Here is a 21,268-nt window from a genome sequence, read left to right on the forward strand (position 1 = left end):
TTAGCACTGCACGTCACACGGCGATTTCGGCAGGAGCGCGACCGACACGGTAACGCGTGAAGGCCGGAAACGCGACCGCCGCGATCAGTACACCCACCACCACGAGCGCACCGCCGCCCGCCGCGGCTACAGCGGTACCCAGGCTCGCTGCCGCGAAACCGTGGGCAACATCACCGATGCGCGGGCCGCCCGCGACCACCACGGTGAACACCCCTTGCAGCCGCCCGCGCAGCTCGTCGGTGGCCACTGTCTGCAGCATCGTGACCCGCAGCGCGGCCGAGACCATGTCCACCGCGCCGCCGAAGGCCGAGCACACCAACGCAATCCACAGCCCGGCGCCGAGACCGAGACCGTGGCCGGTAAGCCCGACGGCGAGGCCGAAGCCGACCATGGCCAGCCCCCACAGCGCGATGCAGACCAGCACCGCGAAGCCCTGCCTGCGGATGCGCGGAATCCACCCGGAGAACACGCCGCCGAGCACCGCGCCCGCCGACATCGAGGCGAACAGCAGGCCGAGCGCGACGCCACCGGTCGCCGGGTCGCCGAAGGTCTCGTGCGCGATCTGCGGGAACAGCGCGCGCGGCATGCCGAACACCATGGCGATCACGTCCACCGCGAACGACGCCAGCAGCACCCGTTGCGTGGCGAGGTAACCGAAACCGTCCAGCACGGTGCGGAATCCGGCGCGGCGCACCGTTCCGGTCGGCGGCAACTCTGGCAGCCGCCAGACCGCCCACAACGTGGCCAGCAGCGCGACCGCATCGATCAGGTAGAGCGTGGCGAGCCCGACGACGGGAATGAGCACCCCCGCCAGCACCGGACCCGCGATGGCGCCGAATTGCATCACCGTCATGTTCAGCGAATTCGCGGCGGCCAGTTGGCCTTCCGGCAACAGGCGGGGGATGGTGGCGCTGCGGGTGGGCTGGTTCACCGCGAAGAACGCCTGCTGCACGGCGAACAGGCCGAGCACGAGCCACACGTTGTCCGCCCCTGCCACCGCTTGCAACCAGAAGGCCAGGGCGGTGAGGCCGGTGCCCGAGTTGGTGATCAGCAGGAGCCTGCGCCGATCCAGCACGTCGGCGAGCGCGCCGCCCCACAGGCCGAACACGATCAGTGGCACCAAGCCGAACAGACCGGCCAAGCCGACGTAACCGGAACTGCCGGTGATCTGGAAGATCTGCTGCGGAACCGCGACCACGGACAACTGCGCGCCGATCATGGTGACGATGCCCGAGCTCCAGAGGCGTCGGAAGTCCGGATTGCGCAGCGGAGTGGTGTCGGCGAGCAGTTTCACCGCCGCAGCGTAATCAGTCCTCCCCTCCGGATCGACGCGAGAATTCTCACGCCGGCGCTGGGAATACGTCAGGGCTGCAAGCGCTCGACCGTGGTCCCCGCGTCCCGGATCCGCACCCGGATGCGGTTGTGCAACCGGCCGCGCCGTCCCTGCCAGAACTCGACCTCGTCGGGACGGACCAGGAAACCGCCCCAGTGCGGCGGCACCGGGATCTCGTCGGTATCGGCGAATCGCGCGGTCGTCTCGGCCAGCGTGCGATCCAGTTCGGCCCGGGAGCCGATCGGCTGGGACTGGCGCGAGGCCCATGCGCCCAGCTGCGAGTCCCGCGGCCTGGAACGCCAGTAGGCCACCGTCGTCTCGGCGGAAACCCGCTCGACCGCGCCGCGCAAGTGCACCTGCCTGCCCAGCGCGGGCCAGACGAAGGTGACCGCGGCATACGGGAGGGCGGTCAACTGAGCGCCCTTGGCCGAGTCGTAGTTCGTGTAGAAGATCACACCCTCCGGAGAGAGCCCTTTGCACAGCACCGTCCGCGCGACCGGCCGCGGCGTGCCGTCGGCCAGCGACACCGTGGCCAGCACCATCGCGTTGGGTTCGGCGATGCCGACCGCGGTGGCCTGTTCGATCCAATGTCGCAGCAGCGGCTCCCAGCCGCCTGCGAGCCAGGTCTCGTCCAAGTCGACGTCGTCGTTGCCGCCGTGCGGTAGGCCGCCGTAGTCGACCCGCATGGCCGCGAGATCCGATGAATTGTCCAGGTCACGCATGGGGCAGACGTTACTCTTCGGTAGCGGGGAGCTAAGGTTTTGATGATCGGCATGTGCTCGTCAAATCCGACAACTTCCCATCGGCGAGAACATGCGACCCAAGTGCAAGGAGAGTCGCGACATGACTACCAGCCCCGCGGTTTCCGGTGGGCAGGCCACCGTTCCCAGCGATTTCGTCAGTGGCCTCGAGGGCGTGGTGGCTTTCACCACCGACATCGCCGAACCGGACAAAGACGGCGGCGCGCTGCGCTACCGCGGAGTCGACATCGAGAACCTGGTCGGGAGCCGGGTGACCTTCGGTGACGTGTGGGCGCTACTTGTCGACGGATCGTTCGGGCGCGGTCTACCGCCCGCCGAGCCGTTCCCGCTCCCGGTGCACACCGGTGACGTGCGCGTGGACGTGCAGGCCGGGCTGGCCATGCTCGCGCCGATCTGGGGCTACCAGCCGCTGCTTGACATCGACGACGAGACCGCTCGCGAGAACCTGGCCCGCGCCTCGGTGATGGCCCTGTCCTACGTCGCGCAGTCGGCGCGCGGCATCTACCAGCCCGCGGTCCCGCAGAAGAAGATCGACGAGTGCACCACCGTCACCGAGCGCTTCATGACCCGCTGGAAGGGTGACCCGGACCCGCGCCACACCGAGGCCATCGACGCCTACTGGGTCTCCGCCGCCGAGCACGGCATGAACGCCTCCACCTTCACCGCCCGGGTGATCGCTTCTACCGGGGCCGACGTCGCGGCGGCGCTGTCCGGCGCGATCGGCGCCATGTCCGGCCCGCTGCACGGCGGCGCGCCCGCGCGCGTGCTGCCGATGATCGAAGAGGTCGAGCGCACCGGCGAGGCGCGTGCGCTGGTCAAGGGCATCCTGGACCGCAAGGAGAAGCTGATGGGCTTCGGTCACCGGGTCTACCGGGCCGAGGACCCGCGCGCCCGCGTGCTGCGCGCCACCGCGAAGCGCCTGGCCGCGCCGCGCTACGAAGTCGCCGCCGCACTGGAGCAGGCCGCCCTGGCGGAGCTGCGCGAACGCCGTCCGGACCGCGCCATCGAGACCAACGTGGAGTTCTGGGCCGCGGTGATCCTGGACTTCGCCGAGGTGCCCGCGCACATGATGCCCGCCATGTTCACCTGCGGCCGCACCGCTGGCTGGTGCGCGCACATCCTGGAGCAGAAGCAGCTGGGCAAGCTGGTCCGCCCGGCGGCCATCTACACCGGCCCCTCCCCGCGCAGGCCCGAGGACGTAGCGGGCTGGGCCACGATCGCGCACACGTAGCGCGACCACAGCGTCACGACCGCGAGCCGGACGTGACGGCGGAAGCTGTTGTCCCGCCGTCACGTCCGGCTCGCGTAGCATCCGGGAGGGGAAGCTAGAGGACTAGAGGGATGCTGGACGAAGGAATATCGAGGCGGCGGATGCTCGGCGTCGGCGCCGCTCTGGCCGCAGGATTCGCCGCCACCGGGTGCGGCACCACACAGAACACGGCTCTCACGCAGGCGCGCGCGTCGGTCGCGCCCGCCGCCACCACCGGGATGCGGGCCGCTCCGGTCTCCGCGTCCCTGGACGCGGGCACACCGGTCGCCGTCGCCGCCAGGCACGCCGGGATCTCGCCGAAGCGGTGGGGCGTCGAGATGGCGGGAATCACAAGTGCTTTCACCGCCGCGGGCAAACAGATGGCGCTCACTTTCGACGCCTGCGGCGGGACCGGCAACAACGACATCGACGAGTCGCTGGTGAACTTCCTGATCAGCGAGCGAATTCCGGCGACGTTGTTCCTCAACAAACGCTGGATCGATGCCAACCGCGCGCGTACCGCGCAGTTGGCGGCGAATCCGCTCTTCGAACTGGCCAATCATGGTGTGGCGCACAAACCGCTGTCGGTGAACGGCCGCGAAGCCTATGGCATCGCGGGAACCGCTTCGGCGCGGGAGGCGGCCGACGAAGTGTGGGCCAACCACGAGTTGCTCACCACGATCACCGGCAAACCGCCGCGTTTCTTCCGCGCGGGCACCGCGCATTACGACGACGTCGCGGTGTCCATCGTCAACGAATTGGGCGAAACCCCGGTCGGTTTCAGTATCAACGCCGATTTCGGCGCGACCGCGTCGGCCACCCAAGTGCAATCGGCGATGAATGCGGCCGCGCCCGGCGCTATTTCACTGGCCCATATGCATCGGCCGCGCTCCGGAACCGGAGCGGGGATGATCGCGGCGCTGCCGAAGATTCGCGCCATGGGTTTCACCTTCGTGCACCTGTAGCCGCTCGACCGTATTCGCCAGAGGTTTACTCCTCGAGCGAGGCGACCCAGTCGACGGCGACCGTGTCGCCGCGGTCCACTTCGAAGAAGGCGACCTCCAGATGCCTGCCCAGGTCGACCAGCCGGAGGGCGTGCAGCGGCACCGGCTGGACCAGCCGTACCCGCCACGGCTTGGGTTCGTCCCAGGCGCGCAGTTCGAGGTCCAGCCGCAGCACCGGGTCGTCACGACCGGAGTAGTCGGCCGCGACCGGCGCGGCGGCGAGCACGGTGGCGTCGGCGCGGCGGCCGTCGGCGAGGATCTTCGCGATGCTCGCCCGGCCCGCTTCTTCGAGGTCGGGCACGTACAGGACCAGGCGATCGCGGTCGCGCGGGTCCACCCGGCAGCACACCACGTCACCAGGCCGCATCCATTCCAGGTCCGCGTCCGGCACTCGCTGCCGCACCCGGCTCTCGTAGGGGAACTCGCCGGCCAGCTGCACGCGGACCCAGAACACGTGTCCCGGTTCGGTGCGGCGCGGACGCACGCCGAGGATCGTCGCGGTTCCCGCTTCCCCGCGGATCAACAACTCCCGCCGCATCGCGTCCGAGACCGTCGCGCCGCGCAGGCGGAGATTCCGCGCCCGCCGGCGCAGGCGCCACCCCGAGTTAGCTGACGGCATGCTCATGGGCGCTTACGTTAGCCGGAGTGTGGGCGTCGCCACAGCGACACCACCGACTACCCTGTTGGCCATGACCTCTGCGTTTCCGACCATTCCCGACGACCTCAAGCCCGCCGACGGACGGTTCGGCTGCGGCCCCTCCAAGGTGCGCCCGGAGCAGCTGCAGTCGCTGGTGAACGTCGGCGCCTCGGTGTTCGGAACCTCGCATCGGCAGAAGCCGGTCAAGGACGTGGTGGCGCGCGTGCGCTCCGGCTTGCGCGAGCTGTTCGGCCTGCCGGACGGCTACGAGGTGGTACTCGGCAACGGCGGCACCACCGCTTTCTGGGACGCGGCGGCGTTCGGCCTGGTCCGGGAGCGTTCGCTGCACCTGACCAACGGTGAGTTCAGCTCGAAGTTCGCCGCTGTCACCAAGGGCAACCCGTTCATCGGTGACCCGATCGTGGTCTCGGCGGAGCCGGGCAGCGCGCCGGAGCCGGTGTCGGACCCTTCGGCGGACCTGATCGGCTGGGCGCACAACGAGACCTCCACCGGCGTCTCCATCCCGGTGCGCCGTCCCGCGGGCTCGGACCACGCGCTCATCGCCATCGACGCCACCTCCGGCGCGGGCGGCCTCCCGGTGACCATCACCGACGCCGACGTCTACTACTTCGCACCGCAGAAGTGCTTCGCCTCCGACGGTGGCCTGTGGGTCGCGCTGATGAGCCCCGCCGCGCTGGCGCGGGTCGAGGAGATCAAGGCGTCGGGCCGCTGGACGCCCGATTTCCTGTCGCTGCCGATCGCGATCGACAACAGCACCAAGGATCAGACCTACAACACCCCCGCCTTGGGCACCCTGCTGCTGTTCGCCGACCAGATCGAGTGGCTCAACAACAACGGCGGCCTGGACTGGGCGGTCAAGCGCACGCTCGACTCCTCCTCGCGCCTGTACTCCTGGGCGGAGTCGAGCGAATACGCCACCCCGTACGTCACGGACCCGGCGCACCGCTCGCAGGTGGTCGGCACCATCGACTTCGCCGACTCGGTCGACGCGGCCGCGGTCGCGAAGATCCTGCGCGCCAACGGCATCGTGGACACCGAGCCCTACCGCAAGCTGGGCCGCAACCAGCTGCGTATCGGCATGTTCCCGGCGATCGATCCGGACGACGTCAGCCAGCTGACCCGCGCCATCGACTGGGTCGTGCAGAATCTCGGCTGAGCGCCGCCTATTTCGGTCCGGAGTGCGCAACACGCCCGGGATCGACACGCCGCAGAATTAGCCATAGCGGAACGAACAGAGCAGATTAGCGGGGCACGGACGTCTCCGAGGAGATTTCCGTGCCGCGTGTCCTGCCCCATGAATCTCAGATGTGCACTACTGTTTCGGAAAGTGGGCGGTGTCGCGAGTCGACGCGATAAGGAGGTAACGGTGCGTGAACTTCGAGTGATCGGGGTGACGCCCGACTCCACGCACATCGTGTGTATCGACACCGAGTCCGGTCAGAAGTTCCGGCTGCCCGCCGACGACAAACTGCGAGCCGCCGCGCGCGGAGACCTTGCCCGATTCGGCCAGATCGAGATCGAAATGGAAGCAACTATGCGTCCCCGCGATATCCAGGCCCGTATTCGAGCAGGGGCCTCAGTGGAACAGGTCACCGAAGAATCCGGAATGCCGGCCAGTCGCGTCGAGCGATTCGCCTATCCGGTGCTGTTGGAGCGAGCCCGCGCCGCCGAACTCGCCCAGAAGGCCCACCCGGTCCGTCCCGACGGTCCCGCCGTCGACATCCTCATCGATGTGGTCACCGCCGCGTTCACCGCGCGCGGGCACAACATCGAGGGCGCCGAATGGGATGCCTGGAAGGACGAGAAGGGTTACTGGGTCGCCCAGTTGCAGTGGCAGAACGGACGATCCGAGATCGCCGCGCACTGGCGCTACCAGCCCGACGCGCACGGGGGTTCGGTTTCTCCGCTCGACGACCCGGCCTCCGATCTGATCGATCCGGATTTCGGACGCGCGCTGCGCGGACTGGCCACGATCGTGCCTCCGGAACCCGAGCCCGCGCCGCCGCAGCCGGAGCCGGTGGCCGAACCGCGTCCCGCCCCGGCCGCACCGCCCTCGCGCACCGCGAGCCGACAGAGCCAGCCGACGCTGGACGAGTACTACGAACAGCGGGCCGTCGCGGCCGGTGGCAGCGCCGCCGCGATCCCGCCGGGCAACGCCACGGCGCCCGCCGCGGCTACGCCTCCCGCGCCTCCCGCGGCCGCCGCCAACGCGACGCCTACCGCCGGTGCCGCCGCGCCACCGGCCGCCACCGTGGACACCCCCGCGCCGACGCCCGCCGCGCCCGAAGAGCCCGCGAAGCCCGCGGCCAAGGCTCCGGCGAAGCCGACGCGCAGCAAGCGCGGCAAGGCCCCGATGCCGTCCTGGGAGGACGTACTGCTCGGGGTACGCAGCTCGGGTCACTGAGCGCCGCCCGCCACCGCGGGTCTTCGTCGTACCGATCAGTCACGTCAGCGCGGTTCCAGGTACCCATCGCGGGACGCGTAAGCGCGCGAAATCAGTGGTCACGAACCGGCGTTCGCGGTGCGAAGCCGCACCGAGGCCGGTGCGGTGCGAGTAGATTTCGGTGTGGTCGACGACGAGCGCCGACGGTGACCGCAGCGATGCCGCGGCCTACGCCTTCGTGCGTTGCTCGAAGTTCGCTGAGTTCGATTCGTGCGACTATCGGGAGGTGCCGGAATGCTGTCCAAGGCTTGGTCGCTCTGGTACGTCGACGCACCGGACCCCCTGGCGGTACTGCGCGCGAACCACAACCCGGACCCCCAAGCCGCACTGGCACTGGCCAAGCAACTGCACCAGGACCGCGACGTGCAGCCGATCCTGGCAGGCACGCTGGCTGGTTGCGCGGGCCCGGCGATCGACGAGGTCTGCATCGGCTGCTTTCCGGGCGTGACGGTGCTGTGCTCGGCCCAGGCCGCGCGCATCCACCCGACCGAGATCCCGGAGTTGCTGGTACGTCCGCTGGCCTCGGAGCACACCTACCTGGTGTCGTTCGACGTCGAGCACGGCTGGGGCGCGTTCGCGCACTGGGAGCGCGGCGAGTTCCGCAGGTCGTTCAGCTCGACCCGGGTGTACATCCTGGAGGACGAGGGACTTCCGCTGGTATGGGAACGGTCCTACTGGGCCGGCGAGCATCCGGTGCGCTGGCGCGCGGGCGAACTGCCCGACCCTCAGTCGCTGCCGTTCGATCCGCCCGACTTCGCCGACGCGGCCAACAACGAATGGCTGGGTTTCCACTACCGCGGGGCCGCCGCATCCGGCGCGCTCGGCCCCGGGGACATACCTATCTGCAAGTTCGCACTGCACCCGAAGGGCAAGCTGCCCACCTCGGGGCTGCGCGGCTCAGCCGACGGCGGGGCGCACACGACCTCGCGCAAGCGCGGCCTGTTCGGCTGGCTGCGCGGACACGACCCCGTCGGTTAGCCGCGTCGCCCCGCGGCCCCGGCCGTGTCAACCGAATAGTCCGCCCAGCAGCAATATGACCCACCCGAGCAGCACGCCCGCCGCGCCGCCTCCGATCACCCACCGTGTCACCGGTGCGAAACGCCAACGCCATGCGGTGGGCGCGGCGCCGCCGGCCGCGACCAGATTCACCGCCACCGCGAGTAACGGATGCACTTCGGCCAGCGCGGCCCCGAAGGCATAGACCGCGACCGCCGACAGCAGCGCCACCAGGAACGCCACGGTGAGGCCCGCGCCCCACGGTGTCGGGTCCTGGTAGGACGGATACGGCCGGTACGGTCCGGTCACGCCGTCCTCACCCGCTCGTAGAACGCCATCGCGGCCGCGGTAGCCACATTCAGTGAATCGGTGCCCGGCGTCATGGGGATGCGCGCGCGGACGTCGGTGGCCCGCATGGCCTCCTCGGTCAGTCCCGGTCCCTCGGCTCCGAGCAACAACGCCACCCGCTCCCCCGTCATCGCCGCGGCCAAATTCGCCGCCGCCGGGTCGGGCGTAAGGGCGATGATCTGGAATCCCTTGCGCCGCAGTATATCCAGACCATCCGGCCAATCCGGCACGGATGCGAACGGCACGCGCAGCACATGTCCCATCGACACCCGGACGGCGCGGCGGTACAGCGGGTCGGCGCAGCGGTCGCCGAACAGGATCGCGTCGGCGCCGAGCCCGGCGGCGTTGCGGAACATGGCGCCGAGATTCTCGTGGTCGTTGACGCCTTCGAGCACCGCGACCGTGCGCGCCTTCTCGGTCACCTCGTCCAGGCCGAGATCGGTGGGGCGGCGGGCGACGGCAAGCACGCCGCGATTGAGGTGGAATCCGACCACCTCGGCCATCACCTCGGCCGTGGCGCGGTAGTACGGCACGTCGACGGTCACCAGGTCGTCGGCGAGTTCGGCGCGCCTGCGCTCCACTCCGAGCAGGGCGGTCGGCGCGAAACGCGAATCGAGCATGCGCTGGACCACCACGACGCCCTCGGCGATCACCAGCCCTTTGCGCCCGGGTAGATCGGGCCTGCGATCGGCCGACTTGAGATCGCGGAAGTCGTCGACCCGTGGGTCGGCGGGGTCATCGATGTCGATCACTTCGGCCACCGCTCCATCCTGCCGGGCCGCCGCGGCCGGGTCCGAATCGGTGTTCGCCGCGCGGTCGCGGACGGCGAAAATGCGGTGCGGGCAGGTACGCGGGCGTGGGATGGTCGAGGCATGACCCTGCCGGGAATCACCATTCGGTCGGCCACCGCGGACGACGCGGCCGCGATCACGACGCTGGTGGAGACCTCGTTCGGCACCCGCTACGACCCGGCCGAGGTGGACCCGAATCCACTGCTGTTCCCACCGGAGAACTCGATCGTCGCGGTCGAGGGTGGAGAGGTCGTCGGGCACACGCAGTCCACCACCATGACGGTGACCGTGCCCGGCGAGCGGACCGTGCGGGTGTGCGGCATCGCGGGCGTCGGCGTCGCACCGACGCACCGGCGGCGCGGCATCCTCCGCGCCATGTACACCGAACAGCATCGGCGCGTCGAGGCCGACGGCTTGCCTCTGACCATGTTCACCGCGAGCGAGGGCGGCATCTACGGCCGATTCGGTTACGGTCCCGCGACACGGGAGAACGCGGTGGCCATCGAACGGCGCTTCGCCGAATTCCTCCCCTCGGCACCCGATCCCGGCGGTGTGACGCTGCGCCCGCCGAGCGAGCTGCGCGCGGCGGCGGAGGCGATCTACGACCGATGGCGCAGGCTGGTGCCCGGCGCGCAGGTACGTCCTGCGGCGGCCTGGGACATCGTGTTCGATGATCCGCAACGCTACCGGGAGGGCGGCACCACCCTGTTCGGACTCCTGCACGCCGACGGCTACGCGCTGTATCGGTACCACGCGGACGGCAGGGCACGGACGGTGGAAGTCGCCGAGATGCGGACGGTCACGACCGAGGCACACGCGGCCCTGTGGCGGGCCTTGCTCGGACTCGACCTGGTGCGACGGGTGGATGCCGTGCTCACCGACCACGACCCGCTGCCCTATCTGCTGACCGATCCCCGCCTGGTGCGCACCACCGCCCGCTACGACGGGCTGTGGCTGCGACTGATGGACGTCCCGGCGGCACTGACAGCACGCGCTTACGCGAGCGACTTGGACGTGACGCTAGAGGTGACCGATCCCTTCCGGAACGCGGGCGGCACGTTCGCACTGCGCGTGCGGAACGGAGAGGCCGAATGCGAGCCGACCGATCGCGCGGCCGATATCGAGCTGGGCATCGACGTGCTCGGCAGCATGTATCTCGGCGCGTATCCCGCGCGCGTGTTCGCCGCGGCGAACCGGTTGCGGGCGAAAGACGCCGCGCAGCTGCGTACCTTCGACGACGCCTTCCGCGCGGAGCGGGACGCGATGCTCGGTTGGTTCTTCTGACGACGCGCGGCGGGCCGCGGGCTGGCATGCTGGTCTCATGAAGCCGATTCAGCTGATCCTCAACATCCTGTGGCTCGTCTTCGCTGGATTCTGGCTGGCGCTCGGCTACATCGCGGCGGGGATCATCTGCTTCATCCTGATCATCACGATTCCCTTCGGCATCGCGTCGTTCCGGATCGCCGCCTACGTGCTGTGGCCGTTCGGCCGGACCACCGTGGAGAAGCCCGGCGCGGGCGCGGGCTCGCTGATCGGCAACATCATCTGGTTCATCGTCGCGGGGTGGTGGCTCGCGCTCGGGCATCTGCTCACCAGCATTCCGCTGTTCCTGTCGATCATCGGCATTCCGTTCGGCTGGGCGAACCTGAAGTTCATACCGATCTCGCTGTTCCCCCTGGGGCGGGAGATCGTGGACAGTGATCGGCCGTTCGGCGCGCAATAGCACCAGGTCCACCAGGGTTTCCATCGCTCGACGCCGTGGAAGAAGAGCTGCGCCATCTCGCGACGACACTGTGATCCGCATCACAGTGTGTTAACGAAATCACACCTCCGTGCGAAGGTTAGCTAGAAGGTAACTGATTTATTTCCAGTGCCCATAGCGTCCCGAGCGGGCGCCGAGCCGACCGCACGGAGGGCTCCACCATGACCGACCGAACCGCCCGCCGGGCCGACTCGGACACCGCGCCACTCGCGCCGATCGCGGTGACTTTGGGAGTGCTGCTGCTGATCGGCGCGGCCACCCAGCTCACACACCTGCCCCGATGGGCCGACGACTACGGAGTTCTGGTCTATCCGGCCTTCGTCCTGTGCCTGGCCATCGCGGGCGGCCTGCTGTGGTGGGGCGCCGGAATCATCCGGGCCAAGCGTTGATCCGAGCCTTCGGCGGCGTATGCGACGAACTCCGTTGCGGCCGTGGCGCTACTCGGATTCCGCGACGATCTGCTTCATGATCGCCACGGCACGGGTGAGCACGACGAGTTGGTCCTCGGTGAGCGTCGACAGCTGCTCGGTCATCCATGCCTCGCGGGCGCTGGCTTCGTCGGCGATGAGCGCGCGCCCCGCCGGGGACAGCGAGACGATGATCTGACGGCCATCGGTCGGATGCGGATTGCGCTCTACCAGATCCAGGTCGGTGAGCGAGGCGATGACGCGGGTCATCGACGGAGGCTGGACGCGTTCCTTGGCGGCGAGTGCCCCCGGGGTCATCGCGCCCTCGCGCGCCAGCGTGGCGAGCGCGGAGAGTTGAGTCAGCGAAATCTGCGAGTCGGCACGACGGCCGCGCAGGTGTCGCGTCAGTCGAACGACCGCCAGCGAGAGCTCACCAGCAAGGGCTCTGACATCCGATGGCGTTGTCACAGTGGCAAACGATACGGGACCGAGGGCGGCCGGTCGCGGCTTCCCGCCATGGTGCGGCCACCTCGTCTTCGCGCGGGCGGCGGACTCCTCCGAGCCGGGCCGATTAGGCTTGACCCGTGACACAGAACGTCCCGCAGCTTCCGCCGCGCCTGACCGACCCGCGCCCCGTGCTCGCGGTCGGCAGCGCGCTGTGGCTGATCGCCACCGTGGTGGTGTGGGCGGGCGGCGACCGGTGGGCGTCGGCACGTCCGGTCTGCCTGATGGGCCTGGTGGTGGGGCTGATCGGACTGGTCATCTATCTGGTTCAGCGCCGCGGCGCGCGGCGCGGGGACAAGGGCGCGCAGACGGGCTTGTAGCCGACTTGGTTACCTTCGGACCAGCTCGAATTCGTCGGTCGTGCCGGTGAGCGGGTAGAGCGCGCCGCCGGGATCCAGACGGGTGGCGTAGTGCTGGAAGCGATAGCGTCCCGGCTCGGCGTCGAGAGGGATGTCCCAGGTGAACCGGGCCACCGACTCGGCGAGCCCGCGCTTGCTCCAGTGGTATTTCACCGCCCACTCGCCCTCGTTGGCCACCCGCACCCATTCGCCCCAAGCATTCCTGCGCTGCACTTCCAGGAACGTCCCGTTACGCCGATTGTCGTGTTTCGGGTGGGCCGAGACGAATTCGGCCAGCACTTGGTCTCCGGGACCGTAGGACGGGTGCGGTTGCACGAGCACGTCACCGAAGTCGCGACCCGGCGCGGCCGCGTCCGGACCCGCGCCCGGCTGGAAGTTCGGTTGCAGCTGGGACACATCGCGCGGGGCCGGGCCGCGCGGCACCGGTCCACGGGCGGCGAATGCCGTAGCCAGACGGGTGAACTCCTGCTGATAGGCGCACAGCGTGTAGCGGCCGAACAGCGTCGAAGCGCCCTCGTACTGCTGGGAGTCGTATTCCTCTGGCGTGGTGACGTATTCGTGGTAGGCGTTCGCGTATCCCTGCATGAGCACCTGCTCCAGCGGGACGCTCAGCGCCGCGGCGACAGCCTTGCGAATGCGCAGGCCCGACGTGATGGTGAACTCGCCGCCCGCGGCGGCCAAATAGAGCTCGCCGATGCGAACGAGCTGAATCGGCACCACATTCGGCACCCATGGCACCGGAGGCAGCAGGCCCAACGGCACCGCGATCGCTTTCGGCGCCTGCGCGTCCGCCAGCCAAACCGGCGCGGGCTGGGCCGGATCGCCGAGCGACTCGATAAACGGGTTGCGCACGCCCTCCGGGATCGGGCCGCCGGGCAGTCCCGGGCCGTCCTCGACGCTTCCCGCGATGAGCGAGACTCCCGCCGCGGCCGGTGCGGTGCGTCTCGGCAGGCCGTCCGGCGTGAAACGGCCGTCTACCGCGATGTCCGCCAGGTCGATGTAGCAGAGCGTCCCGTCGACCGGGCCGGAGATCGACCGGGCCTGGGCCACCGCTTCTTTCGACGCCGCGTACTGCCGCTCGCCGAGGATGCGGGTGTTCTCGAACTCGTCCTCGGTGGGACCGGAGCCTTGGCGCAGGTTCAGGTTCGGGGACATGTCACCGGCGTTGGTCTGCGCGAAGGCAGCGACGAACGCGGGCTTGCCGTCCAGGTAACGCACGCCGTGCTCGATGTGCTCGGCGGAGAACGCGGCGTAGCCCTTGTTGTCCGAGCTGATCAATCGGTTCGTGTTGGTCATGGACGTGTTGTGCGTGGCGAACCAGGTGATGGTCCCCGCCGTTCGCCCGCCCTTGCGCAAGACGAGAGTGGTCACCGCGGGGTCTATGGCATCCGGGAAATGCTGTTTGTCCGCAGGCGGATTGAGCTCCCAAGCCACGCGCGACCGATTCACACTCGCGTTGTGCAGCTCGGCGCGGCCGAGGGACAGCGAGCCGGGGCCGAGATCGGCGTGCGCGGCGGCGATCGCCTCGACGATCCCGTTCACCTCGGCGTCGTACACCTGCTGCTGGAAACCGAGGATGGACAGGTTGTAGGCGTAGTCGTTGCTGGAGCCGCCGCAGGTCGCATGCGAATGGGTCGATGTGAGCAGGACGTTCTGCTCGGTGTACAGGTCGCCGAAACGCCGGGCCAGTTCGGTCAGCACGCCGCGGTGGACGGACTGGAAGATCATTCCGTTCTCGGCGACCACGAAGACGATCCGCCGCCCCGCGCCGCCGATGATGAACGCCCGCGCCCGCGGGCGCAGGTGGATGCCCGCGGTCTGCTGCTCGAGCTGGGAGTAGCCCATCATCCCGCATTCGGCGGCCGGGCCGGTGATGTCGGAGAGTCCGACACCGATCTCGTAACCGCCGGAATCCGGTGCGGCGGCCGCCGGAACGCCGAGTGCGTCGCTCATCCCGGGTACCGTCGCGGCCGCGAGCGTGGCGGACCCGATCGCCGTCCGAGTCAGAACAGTTCGGCGTGACACCGGCATACCCGTCTCCTTCTGTCCCGATGCAGCGAACCACACAACTGGTCACTCGTCCAGTCCAGATTTTTTCCACCCTTGAATTGACTGCACGAGCCGTGGGCGCTTAACTCCCTTGGGTGTCCTCCCGATTGAGCGTCGAAGAACGACGGGCCCACCTTATCGAGGCCGCGATCGGCCTTGCCGAGAAAAAGGGTGTTGCGGGCGTGACCACGCGTGATGTCGCTCAGGCGGCCGGCGTCTCGCTCGGTGTGGTGCATTACTGTTTCGAAAACAAGGACGCGCTGATGACCGAGCTGGTCAAAGCGTTGTCGATGGAATTGCGCGATTCCGTCGACGCGAACGAAACGGTTTGGCAGGACGTCGGAAGTGGAAAAGAAGCCCTTCAAAAATTGATCCGCGCGGGGCTGGAACTGATGTGGCTGAACATTGAAGCCACTCCGGAACGACAGCTGCTCACTTACGAAACGACCACTTACGCGTTGCGCGAGGGCGAACAAACCCCGGCGAAACTCGCGATCGCGCGCGAGCAGTACAACTTCAACGACTCCACGGTCGCCGACATCCTGGAGCACGCGCGCGACGCGACCGGCAACACCTGGTCGGTCCCGGTGCAGACACTGAGCCGGTTCACGCTCAACGTCATCGACGGTGTGGTGCTGCGCTGGCTGGTGGACAACGACAGCGAGAGCGTGCGCGGACAGCTCGATCTGCTGAGCGAGATGCTCACGGGGTACGCGGCGCAGTAGCCGAGCTCAGCCACCCGGCCGCGGCGCGCGGACGTGCACGGCCGAGCCGGTCTGCCACCAGGGCACCGCGACCGTGGCCTCGATCGCGCCGCTCAACCGCACCGTCAGGTCGTGGTGTACGACCAGCTCGCCCCCTTGCGGCGGCAAAGCGAACAGCTGCCGCAGCACGACTCCCAGCGGCTCCGCTGCCCAGGTCGTGCGACGGCCGACGCTCACCACCTCGCCGGTGACGGCCTCCGACACCAGCCGCAGATCGAGCAGAGCGGCCAGAGACGAGGCCGTTCCGGCGTCGCCGACCACCAATCTATCCGGCGGCACCGCCAGGCCGAACCACGGTCGATCGAGGACGAACGCGTCTTCCGGATCGACCACGGCGCCGGTGAGCGCGCGCACGCGATCGGGTGGCCGCAGGTCGGCGAGGTCGAGCAGGCCGGCGGCGACAGCGGCGGCCAAGCGGGCATGAGTGCGGGAGACGACCTCCGGCGAGGGAGTTCTCGACGTGTCGGCGAGCGCCTCCAACAAAGCGGCGGCCAACTCGTCGGTGATCGTCGCGGGGTCGGCGAGAACCGCGCGACAAGCGTCCGGGTCGACGCCGGCGACGGCGAACGCCGGTAACAGACCGTCGAAGTCGGTGTCGGCGGGATGGCGCAGAAGTCCCAGCGGAGTGCCGTCGACCCGCGCGTATCGGCGCAACCACCACGCGGTGTAACCGTCGGCGTCGGTGAGCAGGCGGCGGGTGCGCGGCGACCCGGCCAACTGCCGCAACGCTTCCGGCCAGGCGGCGTCATCGATCAGGTCCAGGTCACGGACGGCGACCAGCTCGGGCGGATCGTCCGGAAGCGTGGACCACCAGTGCTCCTCGTCGTCCAGATCGTGGTCCGGACCGGTCGGATCGGCTTCGACGATCACACCGAAATCCCAGCCGACGCCGACGGCGCGCAGCGCGTCCGCGCCGTAGCGTTCGACCAGTTCTGGGTCGACGGTGCCGAACGGCGCATCGGGCACCAGCAGCTCGCGCAGCGGCGCGCCGGGCAGCAGCAGTTCGTCGGCGGGCCGCGAGTCACCTTCGGTGTCGGGCAATTCGAGCAGCCCCAGCCAGGAAGACAGGGCCTCCCGGTCGGCATGCGCGGCTAGACGCAGGATGGCATCAGCGGTGTCCGGGTCGCCCGGATGGTCCTCCAGATCGGCACGCAAGCCCGGGTCGGTCAGGAGATCCTCGGCGGTGGCCGACCGCGCGCCGAGCCGAGCCAGCAGGGGATGCGCGGCCTCCGGATGCGCCAGCCTGGCCCAGTGCAGCGGGATCGCGACCTCGAGCTGATCGTCCAGCACCACGGTGCGCGGCCCCGTGACGAGTCTGCCGTCGGCCAACGGCACCGCCAGCGCGCCCAACTCCTCCGCCGCGAGCGGATCCACCACGAACGGTTCGAGCGCCGCGTAGAACGATCGCCACCAACTCGGCGGCCGCTCCAAGCCCCCGGACAACTCCGCCAGCCGAGCCAAGCCGAGCCGGTGCACGTCCAGCGCGCCCATGGCCTCGGTGTGCGCCCGTCCGGAGAGGTCCGGGATCACCAGGGGACCGACCACTTCATCGAGCAGGTCGGCCAATTCCGCGGTCAGACCGGCCAAGACGTACGCGCGGGTGGGGACGGCGATGTTCCCCGCTTCGACGTCGGCGACGGCACCCGATTCTCGGCCCCGCAGTTCGTCGTCCGCACCGGGAAAGGCGGGAGTGCCCGACCCGAGGTGGTCCGCGGTCAAGGGCTCGGGATCGCCTAGGCCTTCCGGGTAGGCGGGCCGGCGGGTGGCGACTACCGGCAGCCAAGAACGCGTCTGCAATTCGCGCAGCAGCGCTTCGCGCAGCAGGCCATCGGCCTCGCTGCGAGCGAACCCGGGCGTTGGTACCAGCACGAGCCGGTCGCGTGGCGGGAGAGCACGAGCGAAATCCGCGTAGCCGCAGGCCAGTTCGCCGAGCCGCGCGCCGGGCAGCAATCTGCGCCGATCCGGCTGCATCGGGATGTCGGCGATGAGCAAGGCGGGCAGGGACAGTTCCTCGTCCGATCTGGTCGGCGCGCGCAGCACATCGGGGGCGGCGGCCACCGGCCTGCCGTCACGCACCGGCAGCAACCAGCGGGCGCGCGGCGCGCGGTACTGCCACCAGGTGCGCTGTTCGCTGCCGGGGCCGTCGACATAGACCTCGTGCATACCGTCGCCCATGTCCTCGGCACTGCTGACGAATTCGTCCGTGCCGATCCGGATGCGGTGCAGGGCGGGCAGTTCCAGCAGCAGATCGACGGCTTCGGCGCGCATCGCGGCCAGCAGTGCGTCGGCGTCCACGTCCGCGCGCAGCCGCAGCACCACCTCGGTGTCGAGACCGTCCGCCGGTCGCGCCTCGGTCGGCCAGGCCAACCGCAGCACCGGTGCGGCGAATTCGCCCGCATCGACCGCAGGTAAACGGATCTCGTTGCGGTCCAGAGCGTTCCGGGTCTCGGCACGCGAGAACCACAGCGACCCGGAGGCCGACCGCAACTCGATGTCGTCGCTCACCGCGAGCACCGCGGTGAAACCGACACCGAATCGACCGACGGTCCCGCCGTCGGACTTCCCCGACGCGCGCAATGCGGTGAGCGCGTGCACACCGGAGACGTCCAGCGGCGCACCGGTATTCCCGATGTGCAGGTCACGACCGTCCAGCCAGACCACGACGGCGCCGTCCACGCCCGCCTTGCGCGCGGCGTCGGCGGCATTCTGCGCCAACTCGGTCAGCAAGCGGTCCCGATAGCCCGCGCGCACCAGGTCGTTCTCGGTAGCGGCGTCCTCACGCAACCGCGTCGGCGAATCACGCCATGCGGCGAGCACCGCCGCTCGCAGCGCCGAAGTGCCGAACGGGTCGGCGGCGTCGCTCAGTTCCGCGGCGATGACCAGAACTCCGGCCGTGCCTCGGAACCCGGAGCGTCAGCGATACCCGACTCGGATCGCGCGTCGGCGTCATCGGCGACCGGCGTAGTGGTGGGTTCCGGTGCGCCAGGCGTGTCCGCCTGGGACGACGATGCGGGCTCGTGCGCCTGCGACACGGCGTCGGAAGCCTCGGCCACATCCGGATCGGCTGCGACGGATTGCACCGGGGTCGACTCGACGGCCTCCGTCGTCGCGTCACTCGATCCGGCTGCTTCGCTCGACTCGACAGCGTCCGGTTCGGTCGCGCGCGCGTCGACGGCATATCGATCGTCAGAACCCGGCGACGCATCACCGCTCGTTACCCCGGGTGCACGTGATCCCGGCGTGCCCGACTCGGACTCCGCCGCACCGGCCTCGCGATCGGTCGCCACCGCGGGACGCGTGGCGGCATCGGCGTTTTCCGTATCGGCCGGCGTGACATCCGAACCGCTTTCACCGGCGTCCGCCGCTTCGTCCGTTCCGAGAGCCGGACCGGTGGCTGCGTCGTCCGTCGCCACGCTCGGCTCATCCGCGACCGTCCCGGCAACCGTCCCGGCAGAGGCGGGCTCGTGGCCGGTCGGTGCTTCGGCGGCATCGTCCACGCTCGGCGTCGCACGCACGGCGGGCGGGATGCTCGATTCGGTGAACGCGACGGCGGCGTCGATTTCGCCGACCTCGGCGGCGCTGACCTCGACGAACTCGACCACATCGCGGTGCGTAGCCGCCGTGCTGCCCGCGGGCTGGGCGGTCGCGCCCGAGCCCTCGACGGTGGTGCTTTCCTCCGAGGCGGCGGTGTCCTCCGTCGCCTCGTCACCTTCGACAGCCGCGAGTGCTTCCGCGATGCCGGAATGCTCGCCGCCGGCGGCGATCGCGGCGGCGTCGTCTTGGGCGAAGACCGCATCTCGCGCGACGACTGGGTTCTCGGTCACCGCAGCGTTCTCGGCGACCTCTTCGTGCCCGATCGCCGCGGCTTCCTCGACCACCGCGGCGCGCTCACCGAGTGCGGCATCCTGGCGGAACGCGGGATCGCCGGTCGTGGCGGTGGTCTCGGACCGGTCCTCCGGCGCGATGGCAGCTTCCCCGGAAACCGCAGGAGCCCGCACGTCCACAGCCTTCTCGACGACCGCGGCACCCTCGCCGGTCGAGACGTCTTCAGCAGGCGCAGCGGCCACGGCGGCATCCTCGGCCACGGCTGCGCCTTCGGCGACTCCCGGGTCGGCGGCCACCGCGACATTCTCGGCGGCCGCACCGTGCGGATCGATGTCCTCGGTTGTCGGCGCTTCGTCCGCGCCCTGCGGGGCCACGCGAGAGTCGGCGGTTTCGAGCGAGATCACCTCTATGGCCGCGTCGTCGTACGCCTCGAACAGCGGCGACCCGTTACCGGCTGGAACCTCGGTATCCGAGTGCGCGCCGCAGCCGTAGGCGACGTGGACAACGCGCCCGTCCGCACCCATGGCATTGCCGCAGACACCGAACGCGGCGCGCAGCGACCCGGCGAGTGGCAGATAGAAGCCGCAGGTCCCGCAGGTGGCGGGCGCGGCCTTGGCCATCTCCGAGTCCGGTCCGTGTTCGGTGTACCACCGCTCGGCGGCCTCTTCGCGGCCTTCCCTGCTCATCACCTTGGTACGGCCGACACCGACCTCGTAGGCCACCTCGTCCACCACTGGATCGCCGGTCGCGACGTAGCCCGGCACCAGGCGCGGGTCGTCGGCGGGCGGGGCGAGCAGGTCCCCTGGCGCGAGATCCCCGGGGCGGACGCGCTGCTCCCAGGGCACGAACTCGGGCGCGACCAAGGCATCGGGCCCGGGCAGCAACGCGGACTCGCTGACCGTCGCGTGGTCGGCGTCGGGCGGGGCGGCCACCACGACCGCCCACTGCCACCCGCGGTAACCGGGGAGCGTGGCCTCGAATCGGTGGGTCGCCGCACTCTCGTCCTCGGCGATCACGCCGAGGTGCGCGCCGACGGCCGACGGTTCCAACTCCAGGAGCGCACGGCGGGCCAAATCGACGGCATCGGCCAGAATCGGCCGCACGCCGGACTCCGAAACAGAAACTGCGCTCACGGCCTACATTTTGCCGTATGGAACGCAATCGGCGTGCGTTGGCCATCAGTGTGCTGGTCGGTCTGCTCATCGTGGGTGGATGCGGCGGCGTAGCGGACCAGGCACCCAGCATGAACATCGAGGTGATCGCCACCCGGCCGCACGATACGAAGGCGTTCACCCAAGGCCTGGAGGTCGACGGCGACGTGCTCTACGAGGGCACCGGGCTGGTCGGCGCGTCCGGCGTGCGCGCGTCCCGGCTCACGACCGGGGAGGAGTTGGCCAGAACCGAGTTGCCCGCCCCGTACTTCGGCGAGGGCATCACCCTCGCCGGCGCCACGCTCTGGCAGCTGACCTGGCACGACGGCGTGGCCATCGCCCGTGACCCTGCGACGCTCGCCGAACGCGGCCGGGTGAGCTACGACGGCGAGGGCTGGGGTCTGTGTGCCGGAAACGGACGGCTGGTGATGAGCGACGGCACCGACCGCCTCACCTTCCGTGATCCGGTCACCTTCGCCCCTACCGGCTCGGTCGAGCTCGACAGTCACCACGGCGCACGCCTCAACGAGCTCGAATGCGCGGCGGACGGGTCGGTCTACGCCAACGACTGGCCCACCGACACGATCCTGCGCATCGACCCGGACTCCGGCGCCGTGCTGGCGACCGCCGACGCCGCCGGTCTGCTCCCCGCGACCGCACGGGCAGGCGCCGACGCCCTCAACGGCATCGCCCAACTGCCCGGCACCGACCGGTTCCTGATCACGGGCAAGAACTGGCCGACCATGTTCGAGGTCCGCTTCGCCCCCGCCTGAGCGCGATCGCGGGTCGCGACGACGATCGCTTTCCGCCGCCACCCCGGAGCGCGCGTGAACGCCCAGCCCGAGAGTGCGCCAGAATTGGAGT

General features: G+C 69.7%; 19 protein-coding genes and 1 pseudogene. 11 read left to right on the forward strand and 9 right to left on the reverse strand.

Annotated features, from left to right (window positions below; all coding sequences use genetic code 11):
• Positions 1-13: 13 nt before the first annotated feature.
• Both ABZW96_RS15305 and pdxH read right to left on the reverse strand, forming a co-directional pair.
• Positions 14-1,294, reverse strand: coding sequence for an MFS transporter (locus ABZW96_RS15305; RefSeq protein WP_355074930.1), 1,281 nt, complete (start codon positions 1,292-1,294; stop codon positions 14-16).
• A gap of 68 nt (positions 1,295-1,362) precedes the next feature.
• Positions 1,363-2,055 carry a pyridoxamine 5'-phosphate oxidase gene (gene pdxH, locus ABZW96_RS15310; protein WP_355074932.1) on the reverse strand — a complete coding sequence of 231 codons (693 nt, stop codon included), beginning with the start codon at positions 2,053-2,055 and terminating at the stop codon, positions 1,363-1,365.
• A 121-nt stretch (positions 2,056-2,176) separates the two neighbouring features.
• Between pdxH and ABZW96_RS15315 the strand changes: the two genes are divergently transcribed.
• Entirely contained in the window at positions 2,177-3,325 is a 1,149-nt protein-coding gene (locus tag ABZW96_RS15315) for a citrate synthase 2 (protein WP_355074934.1), read from the forward strand.
• A gap of 110 nt (positions 3,326-3,435) precedes the next feature.
• On the forward strand, positions 3,436-4,308 hold the full coding sequence (locus ABZW96_RS15320; protein WP_355074936.1) for a polysaccharide deacetylase family protein: 873 nt from the start codon (positions 3,436-3,438) through the stop codon (positions 4,306-4,308).
• A gap of 25 nt (positions 4,309-4,333) precedes the next feature.
• Here the strand turns inward: ABZW96_RS15320 and ABZW96_RS15325 are convergent, their stop codons facing one another.
• Positions 4,334-4,972 (reverse strand): hypothetical protein, encoded by a 639-nt coding sequence (locus ABZW96_RS15325; RefSeq protein WP_355074937.1) that lies wholly within the window; start codon positions 4,970-4,972, stop codon positions 4,334-4,336.
• A 64-nt stretch (positions 4,973-5,036) separates the two neighbouring features.
• Here ABZW96_RS15325 and serC point away from each other — a divergent pair, with 64 nt between their 5' ends.
• The 3 genes from serC (at position 5,037) to ABZW96_RS15340 (ending at position 8,426) form a co-directional block, all read left to right on the forward strand.
• On the forward strand, positions 5,037-6,161 hold the full coding sequence (gene serC / locus ABZW96_RS15330; protein ID WP_355074939.1) for a phosphoserine transaminase: 1,125 nt from the start codon (positions 5,037-5,039) through the stop codon (positions 6,159-6,161).
• Between the two features lie 210 nt (positions 6,162-6,371).
• The gene (sepH, locus tag ABZW96_RS15335; protein WP_355074941.1) at positions 6,372-7,409 is read left to right on the forward strand and encodes a septation protein SepH; all 1,038 of its coding nucleotides are present in this window, start codon (positions 6,372-6,374) and stop codon (positions 7,407-7,409) included.
• Between the two features lie 273 nt (positions 7,410-7,682).
• Positions 7,683-8,426: a hypothetical protein gene (locus ABZW96_RS15340; protein ID WP_355074943.1), complete on the forward strand. Its 744-nt coding sequence runs from the start codon at positions 7,683-7,685 to the stop codon at positions 8,424-8,426.
• 27 nt (positions 8,427-8,453) lie between these two features.
• Here the strand turns inward: ABZW96_RS15340 and ABZW96_RS15345 are convergent, their stop codons facing one another.
• A complete protein-coding gene (locus tag ABZW96_RS15345) occupies positions 8,454-8,753 on the reverse strand; it encodes a DUF2537 domain-containing protein (protein WP_355074945.1) in 300 nt (99 codons plus the stop codon).
• Complete coding sequence (locus tag ABZW96_RS15350) at positions 8,750-9,553, reverse strand: RNA methyltransferase (protein ID WP_355074947.1); 804 nt, start codon at positions 9,551-9,553, stop codon at positions 8,750-8,752. The genes ABZW96_RS15345 and ABZW96_RS15350 overlap by 4 nt, the downstream gene beginning before the upstream one ends.
• A gap of 111 nt (positions 9,554-9,664) precedes the next feature.
• On the opposite strand from ABZW96_RS15350, the gene ABZW96_RS15355 reads away from it, so the two are divergent.
• The 3 genes from ABZW96_RS15355 to ABZW96_RS15365 all read left to right on the forward strand — a co-directional run bounded on the left by ABZW96_RS15355 (position 9,665) and on the right by ABZW96_RS15365 (position 11,734).
• Complete coding sequence (locus tag ABZW96_RS15355) at positions 9,665-10,867, forward strand: GNAT family N-acetyltransferase (RefSeq protein WP_355074949.1); 1,203 nt, start codon at positions 9,665-9,667, stop codon at positions 10,865-10,867.
• Positions 10,868-10,904: 37 nt separating this feature from the next.
• Complete coding sequence (locus ABZW96_RS15360; RefSeq protein WP_355074951.1) at positions 10,905-11,306, forward strand: YccF domain-containing protein; 402 nt, start codon at positions 10,905-10,907, stop codon at positions 11,304-11,306.
• A 200-nt stretch (positions 11,307-11,506) separates the two neighbouring features.
• Positions 11,507-11,734: a hypothetical protein gene (locus tag ABZW96_RS15365; RefSeq protein ID WP_355074953.1), complete on the forward strand. Its 228-nt coding sequence runs from the start codon at positions 11,507-11,509 to the stop codon at positions 11,732-11,734.
• Between the two features lie 48 nt (positions 11,735-11,782).
• Here ABZW96_RS15365 and ABZW96_RS15370 read toward each other — a convergent pair whose 3' ends face one another.
• Complete coding sequence (locus ABZW96_RS15370) at positions 11,783-12,220, reverse strand: MarR family transcriptional regulator (protein WP_355074955.1); 438 nt, start codon at positions 12,218-12,220, stop codon at positions 11,783-11,785.
• A gap of 116 nt (positions 12,221-12,336) precedes the next feature.
• Here ABZW96_RS15370 and ABZW96_RS15375 point away from each other — a divergent pair, with 116 nt between their 5' ends.
• Positions 12,337-12,576, forward strand: coding sequence for a DUF2530 domain-containing protein (locus tag ABZW96_RS15375; protein WP_355074957.1), 240 nt, complete (start codon positions 12,337-12,339; stop codon positions 12,574-12,576).
• A 9-nt stretch (positions 12,577-12,585) separates the two neighbouring features.
• Here the strand turns inward: ABZW96_RS15375 and ABZW96_RS15380 are convergent, their stop codons facing one another.
• Entirely contained in the window at positions 12,586-14,568 is a 1,983-nt protein-coding gene (locus tag ABZW96_RS15380) for a neutral/alkaline ceramidase (RefSeq protein WP_355074959.1), read from the reverse strand.
• A gap of 203 nt (positions 14,569-14,771) precedes the next feature.
• Between ABZW96_RS15380 and ABZW96_RS15385 the strand changes: the two genes are divergently transcribed.
• Positions 14,772-15,389, forward strand: coding sequence for a TetR/AcrR family transcriptional regulator (locus tag ABZW96_RS15385; RefSeq protein ID WP_228829715.1), 618 nt, complete (start codon positions 14,772-14,774; stop codon positions 15,387-15,389).
• Positions 15,390-15,395: 6 nt separating this feature from the next.
• Here the strand turns inward: ABZW96_RS15385 and ABZW96_RS15390 are convergent, their stop codons facing one another.
• Together ABZW96_RS15390 and ABZW96_RS15395 are read right to left on the reverse strand one after the other, a co-directional pair.
• Entirely contained in the window at positions 15,396-18,245 is a 2,850-nt protein-coding gene (locus ABZW96_RS15390; protein WP_355074961.1) for an ATP-binding protein, read from the reverse strand.
• Positions 18,246-19,651: 1,406 nt separating this feature from the next.
• Positions 19,652-20,356, reverse strand: a pseudogene (locus ABZW96_RS15395) (DUF3027 domain-containing protein); the annotation flags it as partial.
• Positions 20,357-20,403: 47 nt separating this feature from the next.
• On the opposite strand from ABZW96_RS15395, the gene ABZW96_RS15400 reads away from it, so the two are divergent.
• Positions 20,404-21,177 (forward strand): glutaminyl-peptide cyclotransferase, encoded by a 774-nt coding sequence (locus ABZW96_RS15400; protein ID WP_355074963.1) that lies wholly within the window; start codon positions 20,404-20,406, stop codon positions 21,175-21,177.
• Positions 21,178-21,268: the final 91 nt, after the last annotated feature.

The organism is Nocardia sp. NPDC004168, assembly GCF_040610355.1.
GTDB classification, from domain to species: Bacteria; Actinomycetota; Actinomycetes; order Mycobacteriales; family Mycobacteriaceae; genus Nocardia; species Nocardia sichangensis.